The organism is Streptomyces sp. NPDC002265, from assembly GCF_040296125.1.
GTDB lineage: Bacteria > Actinomycetota > Actinomycetes > Streptomycetales > Streptomycetaceae > Streptomyces.
The window spans coordinates 1-18,729 of sequence record NZ_JBEOWS010000192.1; the positions used below are offsets into that span (position 1 = coordinate 1).

Consider the following 18,729-nt stretch of genomic DNA (forward strand, 5'->3'; position numbering starts at 1 on the left):
TTCCGTTGGGGCGCTGCGACAGGCCGTGCCCGGCACCGCGGGGCAGGCGGGCCACCCTGCCCGGTGCGGCTCTAGTACGTCAGCCCGTGCCCGGTCGGGTACAGCACCTGCGCCGGATCGTCCGCCCGCGGGACCGGCACCGGCAGCCGTCCGCGCGGCGCCACCCGCCCGGCGATCACCCGTGCGGCGGCCCGCAGTTCGACGTCGGTCCAGGAGTAGGTCGCCAGGCAGGCTCGTACGGACGGGAGTTGGGCGATGTCATAGGGGTTGCGGACGGCGACGGCGACCACCGGCCTGCCGGTGGCGGCCAGTTGCTCCACCAGGGCCCGCTGGCTGCTCGCCGCGGTGACGTTGTACGTGCCGACGACAACCGCGTCCACGTCGGCGGCCGCCGCGACCGCCTGGGCGATCACCGCGGCCGAGGGGGTGGTGCCGGTGGACAACGCCGTCGCCGTGAAGCCGAGTTCGGCCAGGGCGTGCGCCAGGACGCCCGTCGGCGGGCCGGTGGTGCCCGACGGGGACGCCGGGTCGGCGCCGACGACCAGCACCCGGTTGTGGCGGCGGCGCGACAGCGGCAGCACCCGGCCCTCGTTGACCAGCAGCGTCGTCGTCCGTTCGGCGATCCGGTCGGCCTCCGCGAGGTGTCTCGCGGTGCCGACCGTGCGGTCCACGCCGGCCCGGTCGACGCACGGATCCTCGAAGAGGCCCAGCTTCGCCTTCAGCCGCAGCACCCGCAGGACCGACTCGTCGAGCCGGGCCTCGGTCAGCTCGCCGCCGCGCACCGCGTTCAGCACGGCGTGCCAGGCGACGTCGAGGGAGGGCGGGTCGAGGAGCTGGTCCACTCCCGCCTTCAGCGCGAGCACCGGCACCCGGTCGTCGCCGTACTTGGTGCGCACGCCCTCCATGCCGAGCGCGTCGGTCACCACCACTCCGTCGTAGCCGAGTTCACCGCGCAGGATGCCGGTCAGGATCGGGTGCGAGAGGGTGGCCGGGTCGCCGGAGTCGTCCAGCGCGGGCACCATGATGTGCGCGGTCATGATGGAGTCGATGCCGGCCCGGATCGCCGCCCGGAAGGGCACCGCGTCCAGCCGCTCCCACAGTTCGCGGCTGTGCGTGATGACGGGGAAGCCGAAGTGGCTGTCGACGGCCGTGTCGCCGTGCCCGGGGAAGTGCTTGGCCGTCGCGGCCACACCCGCCCTCTGATACCCCTGCACCTCGGCGGTGACCAGCCCCGCCACCGCGTCGGGGTCGGCGCCGAACGACCGTACGCCGATGACCGGGTTGGCCGGGTTGACGTTCACGTCGGCCACCGGGGAGTAGTCCTGGCGGATGCCGATCGCGCGCAGTTCGGCGCCGGAGATCCGGCCGAGCGTGCGGGCGTCGGCGCGCGACCCGCCCGCACCGACGGCCATCGCGCCCGGCAGGAGCGTGGCGGGCGCGCCGACCCGGCAGACGATGCCGTGCTCCTGGTCGGTGGAGATCAGCACCGGCAGACCGCGCGGCTGCGCGAGGGAGGCGGTCTGGATGCCGTTCGACAGGTCCGCGATCTGGTGCGGGTCGCGGGTGTTGTGCGCCCAGGCGAAGTAGATGATGCCGCCGACCCGGTACTTGGCGATCAGCTCGGCGGCGGTGCGCACGCCGATCTCGGCGAGGTTGGCGTCGATGTCGGCCTGGTCGGGCGCGGTGGCCGAGTGACCGTAGACCCGCGCCACGAACAGCTGGCCGACCTTCTCCTCCAGCGTCATGCGGGAGAGCAGGGCACGGACGCTCCGGTCGGTCCGGTCGTCGTGCCCGGCCGCGTACCCCGGGGCGGCGGCCGTCAGCGAGGCGGTGGCGCCGGCCGCCACGGCGAGGACGGTGCGTCTGGACGGACGGGCGGTGTTTCCTGTGCTTGCCGTGCTGGTGTCGGGCACGTGCGCTCCCTCCGAAGGAGAACCGCTGAAGGAAACTTCCAAGGAATCACCAATATCCGGGAAGTTTCTTCCGGTCAAGGGAGTGCACAGTAGCCGCGGAGGAGCCGCCATCGGCGCTGTTGGAGGGGGGCGCGCCGATGACGGCGTGCTGCCGGCCGCGGTACGGCTGAGAGGGTGGTCAGCGCTTCGCAGCCTGTGGCGAGGCCGACACCGCACCGCGGTGACTCGTCCGGCAGTCCGGCGCTTGGACGTGAGGGGCGCGGCCCGGGTTCCCGGCTCCCGCCGGATTCCCGCAAGTCGGTACGGGTGCGCTCAGCGGGACGTGTGGGCCGACACGCGCGGCCAGTGGGCCTGGAGCACCCGCACCGTCTCCGCGATCGCCGGCCGCCGGGCCGCCCCCGCGCGCCACACCGCGTACAGCCGGCGCACCGGCATCGGGTCCAGCGGCACCTCAACGACCCCCTCGGGCAGCGGGCCGCGCCCGAGCCGGGGGACGAGGGCGACGCCCAGCCCGGCCGCGACGAGAGCGATCAGCGTCGGGTTCTCCTCGGCCTGGTGCACCAGGTCCGGCTCGTGCCCGGCCGCGCGCAGCGTGCGTACCAGCCAGTCGTGGCAGACCCGGCCCGGCGGCTGGCAGATCCACCGCTCGCCGCCCAGCTCCTCCCGCCGCAGGGCGCTCCGCCCGGCGAACGGATGCCTCGAAGGCACGAGCAGATCGCACAAGTCGTCCCCGATGACCGCCTGTTCCACCCCGGCCGGCGCGGGCAGCGGCGCGATGTCCCAGTCGTGCGTCACCGCGAGGTCCACGGCGCCCTTGGCGACCAGGTCCACGGACAGATGCGGGTCGACCTCGGTGAGCCGCGCGTCCAGCGCCGGGTGCCGCCCGGCGAGGTCGGCGAGCACCGAAGGCAGCAGACCGCGCGCCGCCGACGCGAACGCCGCCACGCTCAGCCGCCCGGCCGGCGCCCCGCGGCGCTCCTCCAGCTCGGTCTCGGCCCGCTCCACGATGGCGAGCAACTGCCGTGCGGTGGCGGCGAGCTGATGCGCCTCGGGGGTGAGCCGCACACCCCGCCCCTCCCGCTCCAGCAGCACGGTCCTGGTCTCCCGCTCCAGCTTGGCGATCTGCTGGGAGACGGCCGACGGGGTGTACCCGAGCGCGGTGGCGGCCGCTCCGACGGTGCCGTGGACGGACACGGCGTGCAGGGCGCGCAGGCGCTGGAGATCGAGCATGTCCCCCCGCCCCTTCCTTCATTCATCAGTGTTGCTACATCCAACCGTGCAGCAATCATCGCTGGTGCTACACGGTCCGGGGAAGTGATCCTCGATTCCATGAAACCCGCGCACCTTGCCCTCGCCGTCCTCGTCGCCGCCGTCTGGGGCGTGAACTTCACGGTCGTCGAGATCGGCCTCGACCACTTCCCGCCCCTGTTCTTCTCGGCCCTGCGCTTCCTGGTCGCGGCCGTCCCGGCGGTCCTGTTCGTCGGCCGCCCGAAGGTCGCGTGGAAGTGGATCGCGGCCGTGGGCCTGGTGCTGGGAGTCGCCAAGTTCGGGCTGCTGTTCGTCGGCATGGACGCGGGCATGCCCGCCGGACTGTCCTCCCTGGTCCTCCAGATCCAGGCGGTGTTCACCGCGCTCATCGCCTTCGCGGTGCTCGGCGAGCGCCCCACCGCCGTGCGCGCCGCGGGCATGCTGGTGGCCCTCGCCGGCATCGGCGTCGCCGCCGCGGACGAGGGCACCTCCGGCCCGCTCGGCGCCTTCGCCCTGGTCGTCGCGGCCGCCGTCTGCTGGGGCGCCTCGAACGTCCTGACCCGCAGGGCCGCACCCCCGGACGCCCTGAACTTCATGGTCTGGGTCAGCACGGTCCCGGTCCTGCCCCTGCTGGCCCTGTCCCTGCTGCTGGAGGGCCCCACCAGGGACTACGACGCCCTGCGCGCGTTCGACTGGCAGGGCGCCGGGACCCTCGGCTACGTCGCGTGGGTCAGCACCGTCTTCGGCTTCGGCGCCTGGGGGTGGCTGCTACGCCGCCACCCGGCCTCCGCGGTCGCCCCCTTCTCGCTGCTCGTCCCCGTCTTCGGGATGACGTCCGCGGCCCTCTTCCTGGACGAGTCGGTGAGCCCGCTCGGCTGGTGCGCGGCGGCGCTTCTGGTCGGCGGGGTGGCGCTGACGTCCCTGGCGCCCGCGCGACACGCGGTCCATCCCGTGGACGTGCCCGCCCCCGAGCCCACCCCGGCGGGATCATGAGTCCATGCCCCGTGTCGACATCCCCGGTTCCAAGTCCATCACCGCCCGTGCCCTCTTCCTGGCGGCGGCGGCCGACGGGGTCACGACCCTGCTGCGGCCGCTGCGCTCGGACGACACCGAGGGCTTCGCCGAAGGCCTGACCCGGCTCGGCTACCGCCTCGGCCGCACCCCCGGCGCCTGGCAGGTCGACGGCCGCCCGCAGGGGCCCGCCGCCGCGGAGGCCGAGGTCCACTGCCGGGACGGCGCCACCACGGCCCGCTTCCTGCCCACCCTGGCGGCCGTCGGCCGCGGCACCTACCGCTTCGACGCCTCGCCCCAGATGCGCCGCCGTCCGCTGCTGCCGCTCACCCGGGCGCTGCGCGACCTCGGCGTGGACCTGCGGCACGAGGAGGTGGAGGGGCACCACCCGCTGACGGTCACGGCGGCGGGCGTCGAGGGCGGCGAGGTGGTCCTGGACGCGGGCCAGTCGTCCCAGTACCTGACGGCCCTGCTGCTGCTCGGCCCGCTGACCCGCAAGGGCCTGCGCATCCGGGTCACCGACCTGGTCTCGGCGCCCTATGTGGAGATCACCCTCGCGATGATGCGGGCGTTCGGGGTCGAGGTGGCACGGGAGGGGAACGTGTTCGTGGTCCCGCCGGGCGGCTACCGGGCCACGACGTACGCGATCGAGCCCGACGCGTCGACCGCGAGCTACTTCTTCGCCGCGGCGGCCGTCACCGGCGGCGAGGTGACCGTCCCGGGCCTCGGCACGGGCGCGCTCCAGGGCGACCTGGGCTTCGTGGAGGTGCTGCGGCGGATGGGCGCCGAGGTGGCCACGGGACCGGACGGCACCCGGGTGCGCGGCACCGGCGAACTGCGCGGTGTCACGGTGAACATGCGGGACATCTCCGACACCATGCCGACGCTCGCGGCGATCGCGCCGTTCGCCTCCGGACCGGTGCGCATCGAGGACGTGGCGAACACCAGGATCAAGGAGTGCGACCGGCTGGAGGCCTGTGCGCACAACCTGCGGCAGCTCGGCGTCGACGTGGCCACCGGAGCGGACTGGATCGAGATCCGGCCGGGGGCGCCCGGACCGAGGGGCGCGCGGATCACGTCGTACGGCGACCACCGTATCGTGATGTCCTTCGCGGTCACCGGACTGCGGGTGCCCGGAATCTCGTTCGACGACCCCGGGTGCGTCCGCAAGACTTTCCCCGGTTTCCACGAGGCGTTCGCGGAGCTGAGAAGGGACATCGTGCGGTGAGCGACAAGCTGGAGGGTCCGGTCCTGGAGGGCGCGCTCATACGCCTGGAGCCGCTGGGGCACGGCCACGCCGCCGATCTCGCGCGGGCGGCGGAGGAGAACCGGGAGACCTACGACTTCACCTGGGTGCCCAGGGCCGATCAGGTCGAGGCCTACATCGAAACGCAGCTGGCCCGCGCGGCGACGGGCCGGCTCGCGCCCTACGCGCAGGTGTCCCTCGCCTCCGGGCGTGCGGTCGGGGCGACCTCGTACTGGGAACCGCGGTACTGGGTGGACGAGGACCGCCTCGACGCCGTCGAGGTCGGCTTCACCTGGCTCGCCGCCTCGGCGCAGGGCACGGGCGTGAACGCCGAGGCCAAGCTGCTGCTGTTCCGGCACGCCTTCGAGGAGTGGGGCGTGTCCCGGGTGGACCTGAAGACCGACGCCCGCAACAGCCGTTCCCGCGCGGCCATCGAGAGCGTGGGCGCCCGCTTCGAGGGCGTGCTGCGCAACTGGTCCCGCTCCTGGGCCCCGGGCGAGGACGGCCGGCTGCGCGACTCCGCGATCTTCTCCGTCACGGAGCAGGAGTGGCCGCAGTGCCGGGAGCGACTGGAGCGGCGGGTGGCCGGGTTCCTGTCCCGGACGGCATGACCGCCGACCCCGCCGACCATGGTCCGGACCGTCCATGGAGCGGACCGGGGCTGGACCCCGGGCCATGATCGGGAAACCATCGCGCGCATGACCTCGACGTCTTCCTACCTCGTCCTCCACGGCTGGCAGAACCGCCGCCCCGAGGAGCACTGGCAGCACTGGCTCGCCGACCGGCTCCGGGAACGCGGCCACCACGTGACGTATCCGCAGCTGCCCGATCCCGACGAGCCCGACCTGGAGGCGTGGCTGGCCGAGCTCGCCCGGCACCTGCGCGCCCTGCCGGCCGGGGGCGAGCGGGTCGTGCTCGCCCACAGCGCCTCCGCCGTGCTGTGGCTGCACGCCGTCGCGCGCGGGGTGCCGGGGCTCGGCGACGTCGACCGGGTCCTGCTGGTGTCCCCGCCGTCCGCCTCGGTGCTCGCCGGTCACCCGGAGATCGCGGCCTTCGCCCCGCCGCCCCTGGACGGCCTGACCCTGCCGGGCCCCACCCGGCTCGTCGCCGGCGACGACGACCCGTACTGCCCCGAGGGCGCCCGGACCGTCTTCGCCGACCCGCTCGGCATCCCGGCCGAGATCCTCCCGGGCGCCAGCCACCTCTCCCTGGTCGAGGGCTACGGCCCCTGGCCCTCCGTACTGGAGTGGTGCCTGGACGGCGACAGCAGGCTCAGTCCCCGTCCGTAGCCCCGCCGCGCAGCTGTGGGGTCGTCGCCGCCACCGCGGCCACCGCCGCCAGGCACAGCAGGCCCCCGCTGATCAGCGCCGTCGCCCCGGAGGTCCAGCCCGCGACCAGACCGCCGCGCAGATTGCCCAGGTTGGGGCCCGCCTGCCCGACGATCTGCTCGGCGGCCGTGACCCGGCCGAGCAGGGCGTCGGGGGTGCGGGTCTGCACGATGGTGCTGCGGGACACCACGGCCAGGGTGTCCGCGGCACCGGCCAGCGTCAGCAGACCGAGACCCGTCCAGGGGCCCGTGGTCAGACCGAACAGGACCAGGGCGGCACCCCAGCCGGCCGAGGCGCACAGCATCACCGGACCCGGGCGGCCCAGCCGGGTGACCGCGCCGGAGAACGCGGAGGCGGTCAGACCGCCCACGGCGAGCGCCGACAGGAACAGGCCGAGGGTGCCCGGGTCGCCGCCGAAGCGCTCCGCGTTGACCAGGGGGAACAGGCTCACCGGGAACGACAGGACGGTGGCGGCCAGATCGGTGAGCAGCGCTCCGCGCACCGCCCGGTGACCGGTCAGGAACCGCAGCCCGTCCACCACCCCGCGCAGACCCGGCCGGGAGCGCTCGCCCTCGGGCGGCAGCGCGGGCAGCCCGAACGCGCCGTAGAAGGAGAGACCGAAGCTCAGGGCGTCCAGGAGGTAGCAGGTGCCGATGCCCAGCCGGCCCAGCAGCACGCCCGCGACCGCAGGGCCGAGCAGCATCATCGCCTGGCCGGTGATCTGGTTGAGCGCGAGCCCGGCCGCCACCTGCTCCTTCGGCAGCAGTCGCGGTACGAACACGCCCGCCGCCGGCGCCCCGACCGCGCCGAACGACGACTGGGCGGCGACCAGCGCGAGGAGCACGGCCACCGGCACATGCCCGGTGAAGCCCTGCACGGCGAGCAGCAGCGAGCAGACCGCCTGGCCTACGGTGGCGAGCAGATACACGCGGCGGCGGTCGGCCCGGTCCACCCAGGCCCCCGCGAACAGCCCGAGCGCCGCCATCGGCAGTGCCTGCGCCAGGCCGACCGCACCGCTCCAGACCGTGCTGTGGGTCATGTCCCAGACCTGGAACATCACGGTCACCATGGTCATGAAGCTGCCGAGCAGGGACACCGTCCGGCCGATCAGCAGCCGCCGGAAGACGGGGGAGGAGCGCAGCGGACGTACGTCGAGAAGGGCGTGCGCCAGACTCATGAGAGGGCGGCGGGGCCGGGCGGATTCACGGCGGGGAGGCTAACCCGTGCTCCCCCGTCCCCGCGAGCCAATAACCGCAGGCGGGCCCGCGCCGACAACCGCAGGCGGCCCTACGCCGACTCGTTCAGCAGCCGCCTCAGCTCGTCCCGGCCCGTGTCCAGCAGCCCGGGCAGCGGCGCGGCCGCCTCGTACCAGCGCTTCTCGTACTCCCAGCACAGCCAGCCGTCCCACTCGTGCCGGGAGAGCACCTCCACGCACTCGGCCAGCGGCAGCACCCCGGCGCCCAGCGCCAGCGGGGTCGTGTCGTCGGTCGACGCGATGTCCTTGACCTGGACGTAGCCGAGGTACGGGGAGAGGGCCGCGTAGCTGTCCAGGGGCTGCTCGCCGCCCAGCCAGGTGTGCATCACGTCCCACAGTGCCCCCACGTGCCGGTGGCCCACCAGGCCGAGGATGCGGATGGCGTCGGCCCCGGTGCGGTGCGAGTCGTGGGTCTCCAGCAGGATCCGTACGCCGACGTCGCCCGCGTACTCGGCGGCCGTGCCCAGCCTGCGCGCGGCCGTGGCGTCGGCCTCCTCGGGGGAGCCGTCGGCGCCGCCGGGGAAGACCCGGACGAACGGCGCGCCGAGGTCCCGGGCCAGGGTGAGGAGGTCGCGGATCTCCTCGATCACGGCGTCGTCGTCGCCGGGCGCGGCCACGCGCGCGTACCCCGCCAGGCCGAGGATCTCGACCCCGTCCGCCTTGAACGCGGCGGCCACCTCGGCCCGTTCGGCGGGGGTGAGGCCCGGATGCACGGGTTCCTCCGGGTGGGTGCGCAGCTCCACTCCGTGATAGCCGTGCTCGGAGGCGAGCCGCCGGACGTCGGCGAGCGGCAGGCCGGGGACACCGAGGGTGGAGAAGGCCAGCTTCATGTCCACCGACCGTACCCGTCATCGCCGCCGGCCGCGTCCGCTTCGGCCCTCACCCGGCCGTTTTCGCCCTCACTCGGCCGCTTCGCGCAGGTCCAGCCGCCAGTCCTGGCCCACGAGGTCCTTGCCGAACGAGCGGTGGGGTGTCTCGGCGGCGAGGACGAAACCGTGCCGCAGGTAGAGGCGCCGGGCGGCGGCGAGGACGTCGTTGGTCCACAGGACGAGGTCCCGGTAACCGACCCCGCGCGTGAACGCGACGACCGCCGTGACCAGGCGGTCGCCCAGTCCCAGCCCGCGCGCGTCCGGCTCGACGAGCAGCAGCCGCAGCCGGGCGGTGCCGGGTGCCTCGTCCCGTACGCACATCACACAGCCCACCGGCCGCCCGTCTAGCTCGGCGATCCACACCCGCTCCAGGTGCGGATCGTGGTCCTCGGCGAAGTCGGCCACGATCCTCGCCACGAGCCCCTCGTAGTCGGTGTTCCAGCCGTACTCGGCGGCGTACAGGGCGGCGTTGCGCTGCACGATCCAGCCGAGGTCGCCGGGGCCCGGTTCGCGCAGGACGACGTCCCCGGCGCGGGGCGCGCCGCGATCGCCCAGGATCGTACGGATCGTGCGCATGGCCTCCGTCAGGCGCGGGCGCTCGGCGGGCGGCACGTCCGCCAGCAGGGCGCCGACGGTCTCCCGGGCCCGCTCCTCCAGCAGTTCGGCGGCCTCCCGGCCGCGGGCAGTGAGGGTGACCCGGCGCCGGCGCAGATCGTCCTGCGCGGCGGCGCGCTCGACGAGTCCGTCCTGCTCGAACCTGTTCAGGATCCGGCTCAGATAGCCGGAGTCCAGGGCGAGCCCGATGCGCAGCCCGGCCGCGTCCGCGGTGGGGGAGTGGGCGAGTTCGTACAGGACGCGGGACTCGGTGAGGGTGTACGGGGCGTAGAGGTGGCGGCCGTAGTCGAGGGCGCCGATGACGTTCGTGTAGAAGCGGTTGAACGTGCGGATGTCCTGGACGGTCATGATCGATCCCGGTGATCCGATGGCTGACTCAGTCAGAGAAACGGTCTCACCGAGCGTAGAACCTCCACCGCGCCACGACCAGCCCCCGAATCCCCCGCCACGACCGGCCCGACGGCACCCGCTGGACGGCCTCCCGAACGCGCCCGTCCGGCGGCAAGGTCACCTGCGGGGCACCCCGGAGGACCCCCGGACCATCAGTTCGCCCCGGACCGTCGCGATCTCCCCCGGCGGCGGCTCCTCCCGCCCCATCGCGATGCGCCCGGCGCGCGCCCCCGCCTCGGCCAGCGGCAGCCGCACGGTCGTCAGGGAGGGCACCGCGTCGATGCTGAAGGGGAGGTCGTCGAAACCGGCCACCGACACGTCCTCGGGGATCCGCAGCCCGGACTCGCGCAGCGCGGCGCAGGCACCCAGGGCGACGGAGTCGTTGGCGGCGACGACGGCCGTCAGGGACGGGTCGCGGCGCAGCAGTTCCAGCGTCGCCTCGTAGCCGGAGCGCCGGTCGTAGCGGCCGTGCACCGTCCAGCGCGGATCCTCCTCGATGCCCGCCGCCGCCAGCGCCGCCCGGTGTCCCTCCAGCCGGTGCCGGGTGGTCGTGCGCTCCTCGGGACCCGCGATGTAGCCGAGCCTGCGGTGCCCGAGCCCGATGAGGTGCTCGGTCAACTGCCGTCCGCCGCCGCGGTTGTCGAAGGTCAGCGCGACCGCCTTGGTGTCCGGTGCGGGCGGCCGCCCGCACAGCACCACCCTGGTCCCGGCCTCGGTCAGCTTGCGCAGCTTGGCCGCCACGGCCGCCGCGTGCGGCTGGTCCTCCACGGCGCCGCCGGTCAGCACCACGGCGGCGGCCCGCTGTCGCTGGAGCAGGGTGAGGTAGGTCAGTTCGCGTTCCGGGGAGCCGCCGGTGTTGCAGACGACGGCGAGCCGTTCCCCGCCGGCCCGCCCGCCGGGACCGCCGATCTCGGCCTGGATGGCGCTGGCCATGATCCCGAAGAAGGGGTCGGCGATGTCGTTGACCAGGATCCCCACGAGGTCGGAGGTGGCGGCGGCCAGCGCGCTGGCGGGACCGTTGAGCACGTAGTCCAGCTCGTCGACGGCGCGCAGCACCCGCTCGCGGGTGGAGGCCGCGACCGGGTAGTTGCCGTTCAGCACGCGCGACACCGTCGCGGGGGAGACCTGGGCGCGGGCCGCCACGTCCGCCAGGGTCACCGTCATCTCGTCGTCCTCCGGTCGCGCATCTTGTCGAACCTCGTCGTACGCCGTCGTACGTCGTCGTGGGCACAGGCCATGCGCAGGTCATACGCAGTGCATGTACAGGGGATACACAGGCCCACGAGCCACAGCCGCGGTTTCGTGCAGTTCGAGCAGACCTTACGGCCACACCCCCCTGTTGTTCGCCCCCTCGAACAACTCGAAGTGGATACGGCCTTGTCCGGACCACTGGTCAGAGGCTAGCTTCTTCTTGCGTAGAAAGCGCTTGCTGTGCGGCTTACCAGTACGAGCAGGGCAACCGGGCGCTCGGCGCCAACGAAGGGACCGACGTGACACGCAAGACGGTGCGTATCGCCATGAACGGCGTGACCGGACGCATGGGTTACCGCCAGCACCTCGTCCGCTCCATCCTGGCCATCCGCGACCAGGGCGGGCTCGACCTCGGCGACGGCACCGTGCTGTGGCCGGAACCGATCCTGCTCGGGCGCCGCGAGCACGCGCTGCGCGCGCTCGCCGAGCGGCACGGCCTGGAACACCTCTCGACCGACGTGGACGCCGTCCTCGCCGACCCGACCGTGGAGATCTACTTCGACGCCCAGGTCACCTCGGCCCGCGAGGAGGCGATCAGGAAGGCGATCGCCGCCGGGAAGCACGTCTACACCGAGAAGCCGACCGCCACCGGACTGGACGGCGCCCTGGAACTGGCCCGCCTGGCCGACGCGAAGGGCATCCGGCACGGCGTCGTCCAGGACAAGATCTTCCTGCCGGGGCTGCTCAAGCTGAAGCGCCTGGTCGACGGCGGCTTCTTCGGCCGGATCCTCTCCGTCCGGGGCGAGTTCGGCTACTGGGTCTTCGAGGGCGACTGGCAGTCGGCGCAGCGCCCGTCCTGGAACTACCGCGCCGAGGACGGCGGCGGCATCGTCGTCGACATGTTCCCGCACTGGGAGTACGTCCTGCACGAGCTGTTCGGCCGGGTGAAGTCCGTCCAGGCCCTCACCGCCACCCACCTTCCGCAGCGCTGGGACGAGCAGGGCAAGCCCTACGACGCCACCGCCGACGACGCCGCCTACGGCATCTTCGAGCTGGAGGGCGGCGCCGTCGCCCAGATCAACTCCTCCTGGGCGGTGCGCGTCCACCGCGACGAGCTCGTCGAGTTCCAGGTCGACGGCACCGAGGGCTCGGCCGTCGCCGGGCTGCGGGGCTGCCGCGCCCAGCACCGCTCCGCCACCCCCAAGCCCGTCTGGAACCCCGACATCCCGGCCGGCGAGGCCTTCCGCGAGCAGTGGCAGGAGGTCCCGGACAACGCCGAGTTCGACAACGGCTTCAAGGCCCAGTGGGAGCTGTTCCTGCGGCACGTCTACGCCGACGCCCCCTACCACTGGGACCTGCTGGCCGGCGCCCGCGGTGTCCAGCTCGCCGAACTCGGCCTGAGGTCCTCGGCCGAGGGCCGCCGTCTCGACGTACCGGAGATCTCGCTGTGACCCTCCGGCTCCCCGACCGCCACGGCGGGCTGCGCGCGTACGAACCCCGTACGGAACCCCTCGCCCTCACCCCCGGCGCCCCCTTCACCTCCCGTACGGTCTTCTCGGCGGCGCATGTCGTCGCCGACCCGTTCGCCGACGCGGGCCCCGGCTCCCCGGCCGCCGTCGACTGGGACGCCACCCTCGCCTTCCGCCGCCATCTGTGGTCCCACGGGCTGGCTGTCGCCGAGGCCATGGACACCGCCCAGCGGGGCATGGGCCTGGACTGGGCGGGCGCGGCCGAACTGATCCGCCGCAGCGCCGCCGAGGCGAAGGCGGTCGGCGGCGAGATCGCCTGCGGTGTCGGCACCGACCAGCTCACCGCCGGGACGCTGCCCGAGATCCGGCGGGCGTACGAGGAACAGCTCGCCCTCGTCGAGGAGTCCGGCTCCCGGGCGATCCTGATGGCGTCCCGCGCGCTGGCCGCGACCGCTTCCGGTCCCGAGGACTATCTGGAGGTCTACGGCCACCTGCTGCGCCAGGCCGCCGAACCGGTGGTCCTGCACTGGCTCGGCCCCATGTTCGACCCGGCGCTGGAGGGCTACTGGGGCTCGGCCGACCTGGACGCGGCCACCGAGGTGTTCCTGGACGTCGTCGCCGCCCACCCCGGCAAGGTCGACGGCATCAAGGTGTCGCTGCTGGACGCCGGACGCGAGATCGCCCTGCGCCGCCGCCTGCCCGACGGTGTGCGCTGCTACACGGGCGACGACTTCCACTACCCCGAACTGATCGCGGGCGACGAGCTGGGGTTCAGCCACGCCCTGCTCGGCATCTTCGATCCGCTGGGCCCGCTGGCCGCCGAGGCCGTCCGGGTCCTGGACACCGGGGACGCGGCGGGCTTCCGCGACCTCCTCGACCCCACCGTCGAGCTGTCCCGGCACCTCTTCCGGGCCCCCACCCGCTTCTACAAGACGGGTGTGGTGTTCCTCGCCTGGCTGGCCGGCCACCAGAGCCACTTCGCGATGGTCGGCGGCCTGCAGTCGGCCCGCTCCCTGCCGCACCTCGCCCGCGCCTACGAACTCGCCGACGGACTGGGCCTGTTCCCGGACCCGAAGCTCGCCGAGGAGCGGATGAAGACCCTGCTCGCCCTGTACGGAGTGGCCCAGTGACCGGACTTGAGCGTTTCTCGATCAACCAGATGACGGTGAAGCAGCTGTCGATGCCCGAACTGGTCGACGCCTGCCTGGAACTGGGCGTGCCCGGCGTCGGCCTGTGGCGCGAACCGGTCGCGGCGTACGGGGTGGGGGCGACGGCGAAGCTGGTCCGGGACGCGGGTCTCGCCGTCACCACCCTGTGCCGGGGCGGCTTCCTCACGGCGGCGGATCCGCACGGGCGCGCCGCCGCCCTCGACGACAACCGCCGCGCGGTCGAGGAGGCGGCCGCGCTCGGCACGGACACCCTGGTCCTGGTCTGCGGCGGCCTGCCGGCCGGTTCCCGGGATCTGCACGGGGCGCGGGAGCGGATCGCCGACGCCCTGGCGGAACTGGGCCCCCACGCCGAGTCCCACGGCGTCCGGCTCGCGATCGAGGCCCTGCACCCGATGTACGCCGCCGACCGCTGCGTGGTCTCCACCCTGGCCCAGGCCCTGGACCTCGCGGAGCGCTTCCCCTCGCACCAGGTGGGCGTCACGGTCGACACGTACCACGTCTGGTGGGACGACGCGGCGCCCCGGCAGATCGCCCGCGCGGGCGCCGGTGGCCGGATCCACGCCTTCCAGCTCGCCGACTGGACCACCCCGCTGCCGGCCGGCGTCCTCGACGGACGGGGCCAGATCGGCGACGGCGCGATCGACATGCGGGAGTGGAAGGGGTACGTGGACGCGGCCGGCTACACCGGGCCCATCGAGGTCGAACTCTTCAACGAGGGGCTGTGGGCACGCGACGGCAGACAGGTGCTGGCGGAGACGGCGGCCCGGTTCGCCGCGCACGTGAACCCGCCCGGACCCGCGGCGGACCGCCCGGCCGACGCCCGCTGAGCGGGGCGGGAAACGGCCGGAAAAAAACCGCGGGGACCGTACAACCCTTCCCCCGCCTGCCGGGTCGTACGTGGCATCAGGACTTCTGGAGGGGATCCGGGGGGATCGCGGGGTTCTGATGGGGAGGGAATCCGAGGGGGCCGGGTCGACGGACCGGGCCCCCTCGATGTTTCCCCGGCGCCGGCGAGAACCGGTGCCTTGACCGTGATCGCCGGTGCCCGTGAGAACCGGTGGCCGCCCGCGTTGTCGGACCGCGCCGGTACCGTCGGACCATGTCCCATCAGACGGAGGCTCCCCCGGAGTCGGGAGAGCGGCGTACGGCCGTACTCGAAGGCGTGCTCGAACGCGTGACCTACGCCAACGAGGACAACGGCTACACGGTCGCCCGCGTCGACACCGGCCGCGGCGCCGGTGACCTGCTGACGGTGGTCGGCGCGCTGCTCGGCGCCCAGGTCGGCGAGTTCCTGCGGATGGAGGGCCGTTGGGGCTCCCACCCGCAGTACGGCAAGCAGTTCACCGTCGAGAACTACACGACCGTCCTGCCCGCCACCGTCCAGGGCATCCGCCGCTACCTCGGCTCGGGGCTGGTCAAGGGCATCGGACCCGTCTTCGCCGACCGCATCACCCAGCACTTCGGCCTGGACACGCTCAGGATCATCGAGGAGGAGCCCAAGCGGCTCATCGAGGTCCCGGGCCTGGGCCCCAAGCGCACCAGGAAGATCACCGAGGCCTGGGAGGAGCAGAAGGCGATCAAGGAGGTCATGCTCTTCCTCCAGACCGTCGAGGTCTCGACGTCGATCGCCGTGCGCATCTACAAGAAGTACGGGGACGCCTCGATCTCCGTGGTGAAGAACCAGCCCTACCGGCTGGCCTCCGACGTCTGGGGCATCGGCTTCCTGACCGCCGACAAGATCGCCCAGTCCGTCGGCATCCCGCACGACAGCCCGGACCGCGTCAAGGCGGGCCTCCAGTACGCGCTTTCCCAGTCCGCCGACCAGGGCCACTGCTATCTGCCCGAGGAGCGGCTGATCGCCGACGCGGTCAAACTCCTCCAGGTCGACACCGGCCTGGTCATCGACTGCCTGGCCGAACTGGCCGCGCCGCCCGAGGAGGGCGAGGACCCCGGCGTCGTACGCGAGAAGGTGCCGGGAGCGGACGGCGGCGAGAGCGTCACCGCCGTCTACCTCGTCCCCTTCCACCGTGCCGAACTCTCCCTCTCCGCCCAGTTGTTGCGCCTGCTGCGCACGGAAGCCGACCGGATGCCCGCCTTCCATGACGTGGCCTGGGACAAGGCGCTCGGCTGGCTGAAGGGGCGCACGGGCGCCGAGCTCGCCCCCGAGCAGGAGGCCGCGGTCCGGCTGGCGCTCACCGAGAAGGTCGCCGTGCTCACCGGCGGCCCCGGCTGCGGCAAGTCCTTCACCGTCCGCTCGATCGTGGAGCTGGCCCGGGCCAAGAAGGCCAAGGTGGTGCTGGCCGCGCCCACCGGCCGGGCCGCCAAGCGGCTGGCCGAGCTCACCGGCGCCGAGGCCCGCACCGTCCACCGTCTGCTGGAGCTCAAGCCGGGCGGGGACGCGGCCTACGACCGGGACCGTCCGCTGGACGCCGACCTGGTGGTGGTCGACGAGGCGTCCATGCTGGATCTGCTGCTGGCCAACAAGCTCGTCAAGGCGGTGCCGCCGGGCGCCCACCTGCTCTTCGTCGGCGACGTCGACCAGCTCCCCAGCGTCGGCGCGGGGGAGGTGCTCAGGGATCTGCTGGCCGACGGCAGCCCGGTCCCCGCCGTGCGCCTGACCCGGGTCTTCCGCCAGGCCCAGCAGTCGGGCGTGGTGACCAACGCGCACCGCATCAACTCCGGTCAGCATCCGCTCACCGACGGGCTGAAGGACTTCTTCCTCTTCGTCGAGGACGACACGGAGGAGGCCGGCCGGCTCACGGTGGACGTGGCGGCCCGCCGTATTCCGGCCAGGTTCGGGCTCGACCCGCGGCGGGACATCCAGGTGCTCGCACCCATGCACCGCGGCCCGGCCGGCGCCGGCGCGCTCAACGGCCTGCTCCAGCAGGCCGTCACACCGGGCCGCCCCGACGTGCCGGAGAAGCGGTTCGGCGGCCGGGTCTTCCGGGTCGGCGACAAGGTCACCCAGATCCGCAACAACTACGAGAAGGGCGAGAACGGGGTCTTCAACGGCACCGTGGGCGTGGTCACCTCGCTCGACCCCGTCGACCAGCGCCTGACGGTCCTGACCGACGAGGACGAGGAGGTGCCGTACGAGTTCGACGAACTGGACGAACTGGCACATGCGTACGCGGTGACCATCCACCGTTCACAGGGGAGTGAATATCCCGCCGTGGTGATCCCCGTCACCACCGGTGCATGGATGATGCTCCAGCGGAATCTGCTGTACACGGCGGTGACCCGGGCCAAGAAGCTGGTCGTGCTGGTGGGTTCGCGCAAGGCGATCGGGCAGGCCGTGCGCACCGTGTCGGCGGGAAGGCGCTGCACAGCACTGGATTTCCGGCTCGCCGGCGCCTGATCCGCGCCCGCGCGGCAGGGCTCACAAAAAATGATCGATCAAATGAGTCACGAAGGTCACAGAGCTCTTCCGGTTACGGGTGCGAGGGGGCAGGATGAGCAAGTTAACGGCACTGAGTGCCGCCGATAAGCCCAATGGTCGACCCCGAGTGCACTCTCCTGCGCCAAATGGGGGATGGTAGAGACAGTCAGGGCAACCTCGAAGATGAGGCACAGAGTCGGTGAGGGAAGACGTGAGCGACAACTCTGTAGTAGTGCGGTACGGCGACGGTGAGTACACCTACCCGGTGATCGACAGCACCGTCGGTGACAAGGGCTTCGACATCGGGAAGCTCCGGGCCCAGACCGGTCTCGTGACCCTGGACAGCGGCTACGGCAACACCGCCGCCTATAAATCCGCGATCACCTACCTCGACGGCGAAGCGGGCATCCTCCGCTACCGCGGCTACCCCATCGAGCAGCTGGCCGAGCGCTCCACCTTCCTGGAGGTCGCCTACCTGCTCATCAACGGTGAGCTGCCGACCGTCGACGAGCTCACCTCGTTCAAGAACGAGATCACGCAGCACACGCTGCTGCACGAGGACGTCAAGAACTTCTACAAGGGCTTCCCGCGCGACGCCCACCCGATGGCCATGCTGTCCTCGGTGGTCTCGGCGCTGTCCACGTTCTACCAGGACAGCCACAACCCGTTCGACGAGAAGCAGCGCAACCTCTCCACGATCCGGCTGCTCGCCAAGCTCCCGACGATCGCGGCGTACGCGTACAAGAAGTCGGTCGGTCACCCGTTCGTCTACCCGCGCAACGATCTCAGCTACGTCGAGAACTTCCTGCGCATGACGTTCTCGGTGCCGGCGCAGGACTACGAGCTCGACCCGGTCGTCGTCTCCGCGCTCGACAAGCTGCTGATCCTGCACGCGGACCACGAGCAGAACTGCTCGACGTCCACGGTCCGCCTGGTCGGTTCCTCGCAGGCGAACATGTTCGCGTCGATCTCGGCCGGCATCAACGCCCTCTGGGGCCCGCTGCACGGCGGCGCCAACCAGTCCGTCCTGGAGATGCTGGAGGGCATCCAGGCCAACGGCGGCGATGTCGACTCCTTCATCCGCAAGGTGAAGAACAAGGAGGACGGCGTCCGCCTGATGGGCTTCGGCCACCGGGTGTACAAGTCCTTCGACCCGCGCGCCAAGATCATCAAGGCCGCCGCGCACGACGTCCTCTCGGCCCTCGGCAAGTCCGACGAGCTGCTGGACATCGCGCTGAAGCTGGAGGAGCACGCGCTCTCCGACGAGTACTTCGTCGCGCGCAACCTCTACCCGAACGTCGACTTCTACACCGGCCTGATCTACCGCGCCATGGGCTTCCCGACCGAGATGTTCACGGTCCTGTTCGCCCTGGGTCGTCTGCCGGGCTGGATCGCCCAGTGGCACGAGATGATCAAGGAGCCGGGTTCCCGCATCGGCCGCCCGCGGCAGATCTACACCGGCGTCGTCGAGCGCGACTTCGTGCCGGTCGAGGAGCGCTGAGCCCCCCGTCAGGGGTCTGAGACAGCGGTCTGAGACAGCAGAAGGCGCCCTGCCGCCGGTCCCCCCACCGGCCGCGGGGGGGGGGGGCGTCCCCGAGGCCGGGGGGGGGTAACCCCCCCGGGGGCCGGCGGGGGGGGGTGGGCCG

15 protein-coding genes are annotated in these 18,729 nt (G+C 72.6%); 9 read left to right on the forward strand and 6 right to left on the reverse strand.

Annotated elements, in window-relative coordinates; genetic code table 11:
- Window positions 1–71: 71 nt before the first annotated feature.
- Both ABT085_RS28445 and ABT085_RS28450 read right to left on the reverse strand, forming a co-directional pair.
- Window positions 72–1,913, reverse strand: coding sequence for a glycoside hydrolase family 3 protein (locus ABT085_RS28445; RefSeq protein WP_351613867.1), 1,842 nt, complete (start codon window positions 1,911–1,913; stop codon window positions 72–74).
- Window positions 1,914–2,225: 312 nt separating this feature from the next.
- Window positions 2,226–3,143, reverse strand: coding sequence for a LysR family transcriptional regulator (locus tag ABT085_RS28450; RefSeq protein ID WP_351613871.1), 918 nt, complete (start codon window positions 3,141–3,143; stop codon window positions 2,226–2,228).
- A gap of 99 nt (window positions 3,144–3,242) precedes the next feature.
- On the opposite strand from ABT085_RS28450, the gene ABT085_RS28455 reads away from it, so the two are divergent.
- The 4 genes from ABT085_RS28455 to ABT085_RS28470 all read left to right on the forward strand — a co-directional run bounded on the left by ABT085_RS28455 (window position 3,243) and on the right by ABT085_RS28470 (window position 6,707).
- Complete coding sequence (locus ABT085_RS28455) at window positions 3,243–4,154, forward strand: EamA family transporter (RefSeq protein WP_351613874.1); 912 nt, start codon at window positions 3,243–3,245, stop codon at window positions 4,152–4,154.
- Window positions 4,155–4,158: 4 nt separating this feature from the next.
- Window positions 4,159–5,400 (forward strand): 3-phosphoshikimate 1-carboxyvinyltransferase, encoded by a 1,242-nt coding sequence (gene aroA, locus ABT085_RS28460; RefSeq protein WP_351613877.1) that lies wholly within the window; start codon window positions 4,159–4,161, stop codon window positions 5,398–5,400.
- Entirely contained in the window at window positions 5,397–6,029 is a 633-nt protein-coding gene (locus ABT085_RS28465; protein ID WP_351613880.1) for a GNAT family N-acetyltransferase, read from the forward strand. Before aroA ends, ABT085_RS28465 begins: the two co-directional genes overlap by 4 nt.
- Before the next feature lie 87 nt (window positions 6,030–6,116).
- Window positions 6,117–6,707, forward strand: a complete 591-nt coding sequence (locus tag ABT085_RS28470) for an RBBP9/YdeN family alpha/beta hydrolase (RefSeq protein ID WP_351613883.1) — start codon at window positions 6,117–6,119, stop codon at window positions 6,705–6,707.
- Here the strand turns inward: ABT085_RS28470 and ABT085_RS28475 are convergent.
- From ABT085_RS28475 to ABT085_RS28490, 4 genes are all read right to left on the reverse strand, one after another.
- The gene (locus tag ABT085_RS28475) at window positions 6,691–7,923 is read right to left on the reverse strand and encodes an MFS transporter (RefSeq protein WP_351613885.1); all 1,233 of its coding nucleotides are present in this window, start codon (window positions 7,921–7,923) and stop codon (window positions 6,691–6,693) included. The genes ABT085_RS28470 and ABT085_RS28475 overlap by 17 nt on opposite strands.
- Before the next feature lie 110 nt (window positions 7,924–8,033).
- On the reverse strand, window positions 8,034–8,831 hold the full coding sequence (locus ABT085_RS28480; protein ID WP_351613888.1) for a sugar phosphate isomerase/epimerase family protein: 798 nt from the start codon (window positions 8,829–8,831) through the stop codon (window positions 8,034–8,036).
- Between the two features lie 69 nt (window positions 8,832–8,900).
- On the reverse strand, window positions 8,901–9,833 hold the full coding sequence (locus tag ABT085_RS28485) for a bifunctional helix-turn-helix transcriptional regulator/GNAT family N-acetyltransferase (protein WP_351613891.1): 933 nt from the start codon (window positions 9,831–9,833) through the stop codon (window positions 8,901–8,903).
- 159 nt (window positions 9,834–9,992) lie between these two features.
- Window positions 9,993–11,039 carry a LacI family DNA-binding transcriptional regulator gene (locus tag ABT085_RS28490; RefSeq protein WP_351613894.1) on the reverse strand — a complete coding sequence of 349 codons (1,047 nt, stop codon included), beginning with the start codon at window positions 11,037–11,039 and terminating at the stop codon, window positions 9,993–9,995.
- A gap of 326 nt (window positions 11,040–11,365) precedes the next feature.
- Here ABT085_RS28490 and ABT085_RS28495 point away from each other — a divergent pair, with 326 nt between their 5' ends.
- The 5 genes from ABT085_RS28495 (at window position 11,366) to ABT085_RS28515 (ending at window position 18,584) form a co-directional block, all read left to right on the forward strand.
- Window positions 11,366–12,517: a Gfo/Idh/MocA family protein gene (locus tag ABT085_RS28495; protein WP_351613897.1), complete on the forward strand. Its 1,152-nt coding sequence runs from the start codon at window positions 11,366–11,368 to the stop codon at window positions 12,515–12,517.
- On the forward strand, window positions 12,514–13,665 hold the full coding sequence (locus ABT085_RS28500; RefSeq protein WP_351613899.1) for a dihydrodipicolinate synthase family protein: 1,152 nt from the start codon (window positions 12,514–12,516) through the stop codon (window positions 13,663–13,665). The genes ABT085_RS28495 and ABT085_RS28500 overlap by 4 nt, the downstream gene beginning before the upstream one ends.
- Window positions 13,666–13,694: 29 nt before the next feature.
- The gene (locus ABT085_RS28505) at window positions 13,695–14,531 is read left to right on the forward strand and encodes a sugar phosphate isomerase/epimerase family protein (protein WP_351613905.1); all 837 of its coding nucleotides are present in this window, start codon (window positions 13,695–13,697) and stop codon (window positions 14,529–14,531) included.
- Window positions 14,532–14,803: 272 nt separating this feature from the next.
- A complete protein-coding gene (recD2, locus tag ABT085_RS28510; RefSeq protein WP_351613901.1) occupies window positions 14,804–17,062 on the forward strand; it encodes an SF1B family DNA helicase RecD2 in 2,259 nt (752 codons plus the stop codon).
- Window positions 17,063–17,294: 232 nt separating this feature from the next.
- Window positions 17,295–18,584, forward strand: coding sequence for a citrate synthase (locus ABT085_RS28515; RefSeq protein WP_162469785.1), 1,290 nt, complete (start codon window positions 17,295–17,297; stop codon window positions 18,582–18,584).
- The last annotated feature ends 145 nt before the right edge of the window (window positions 18,585–18,729 follow it).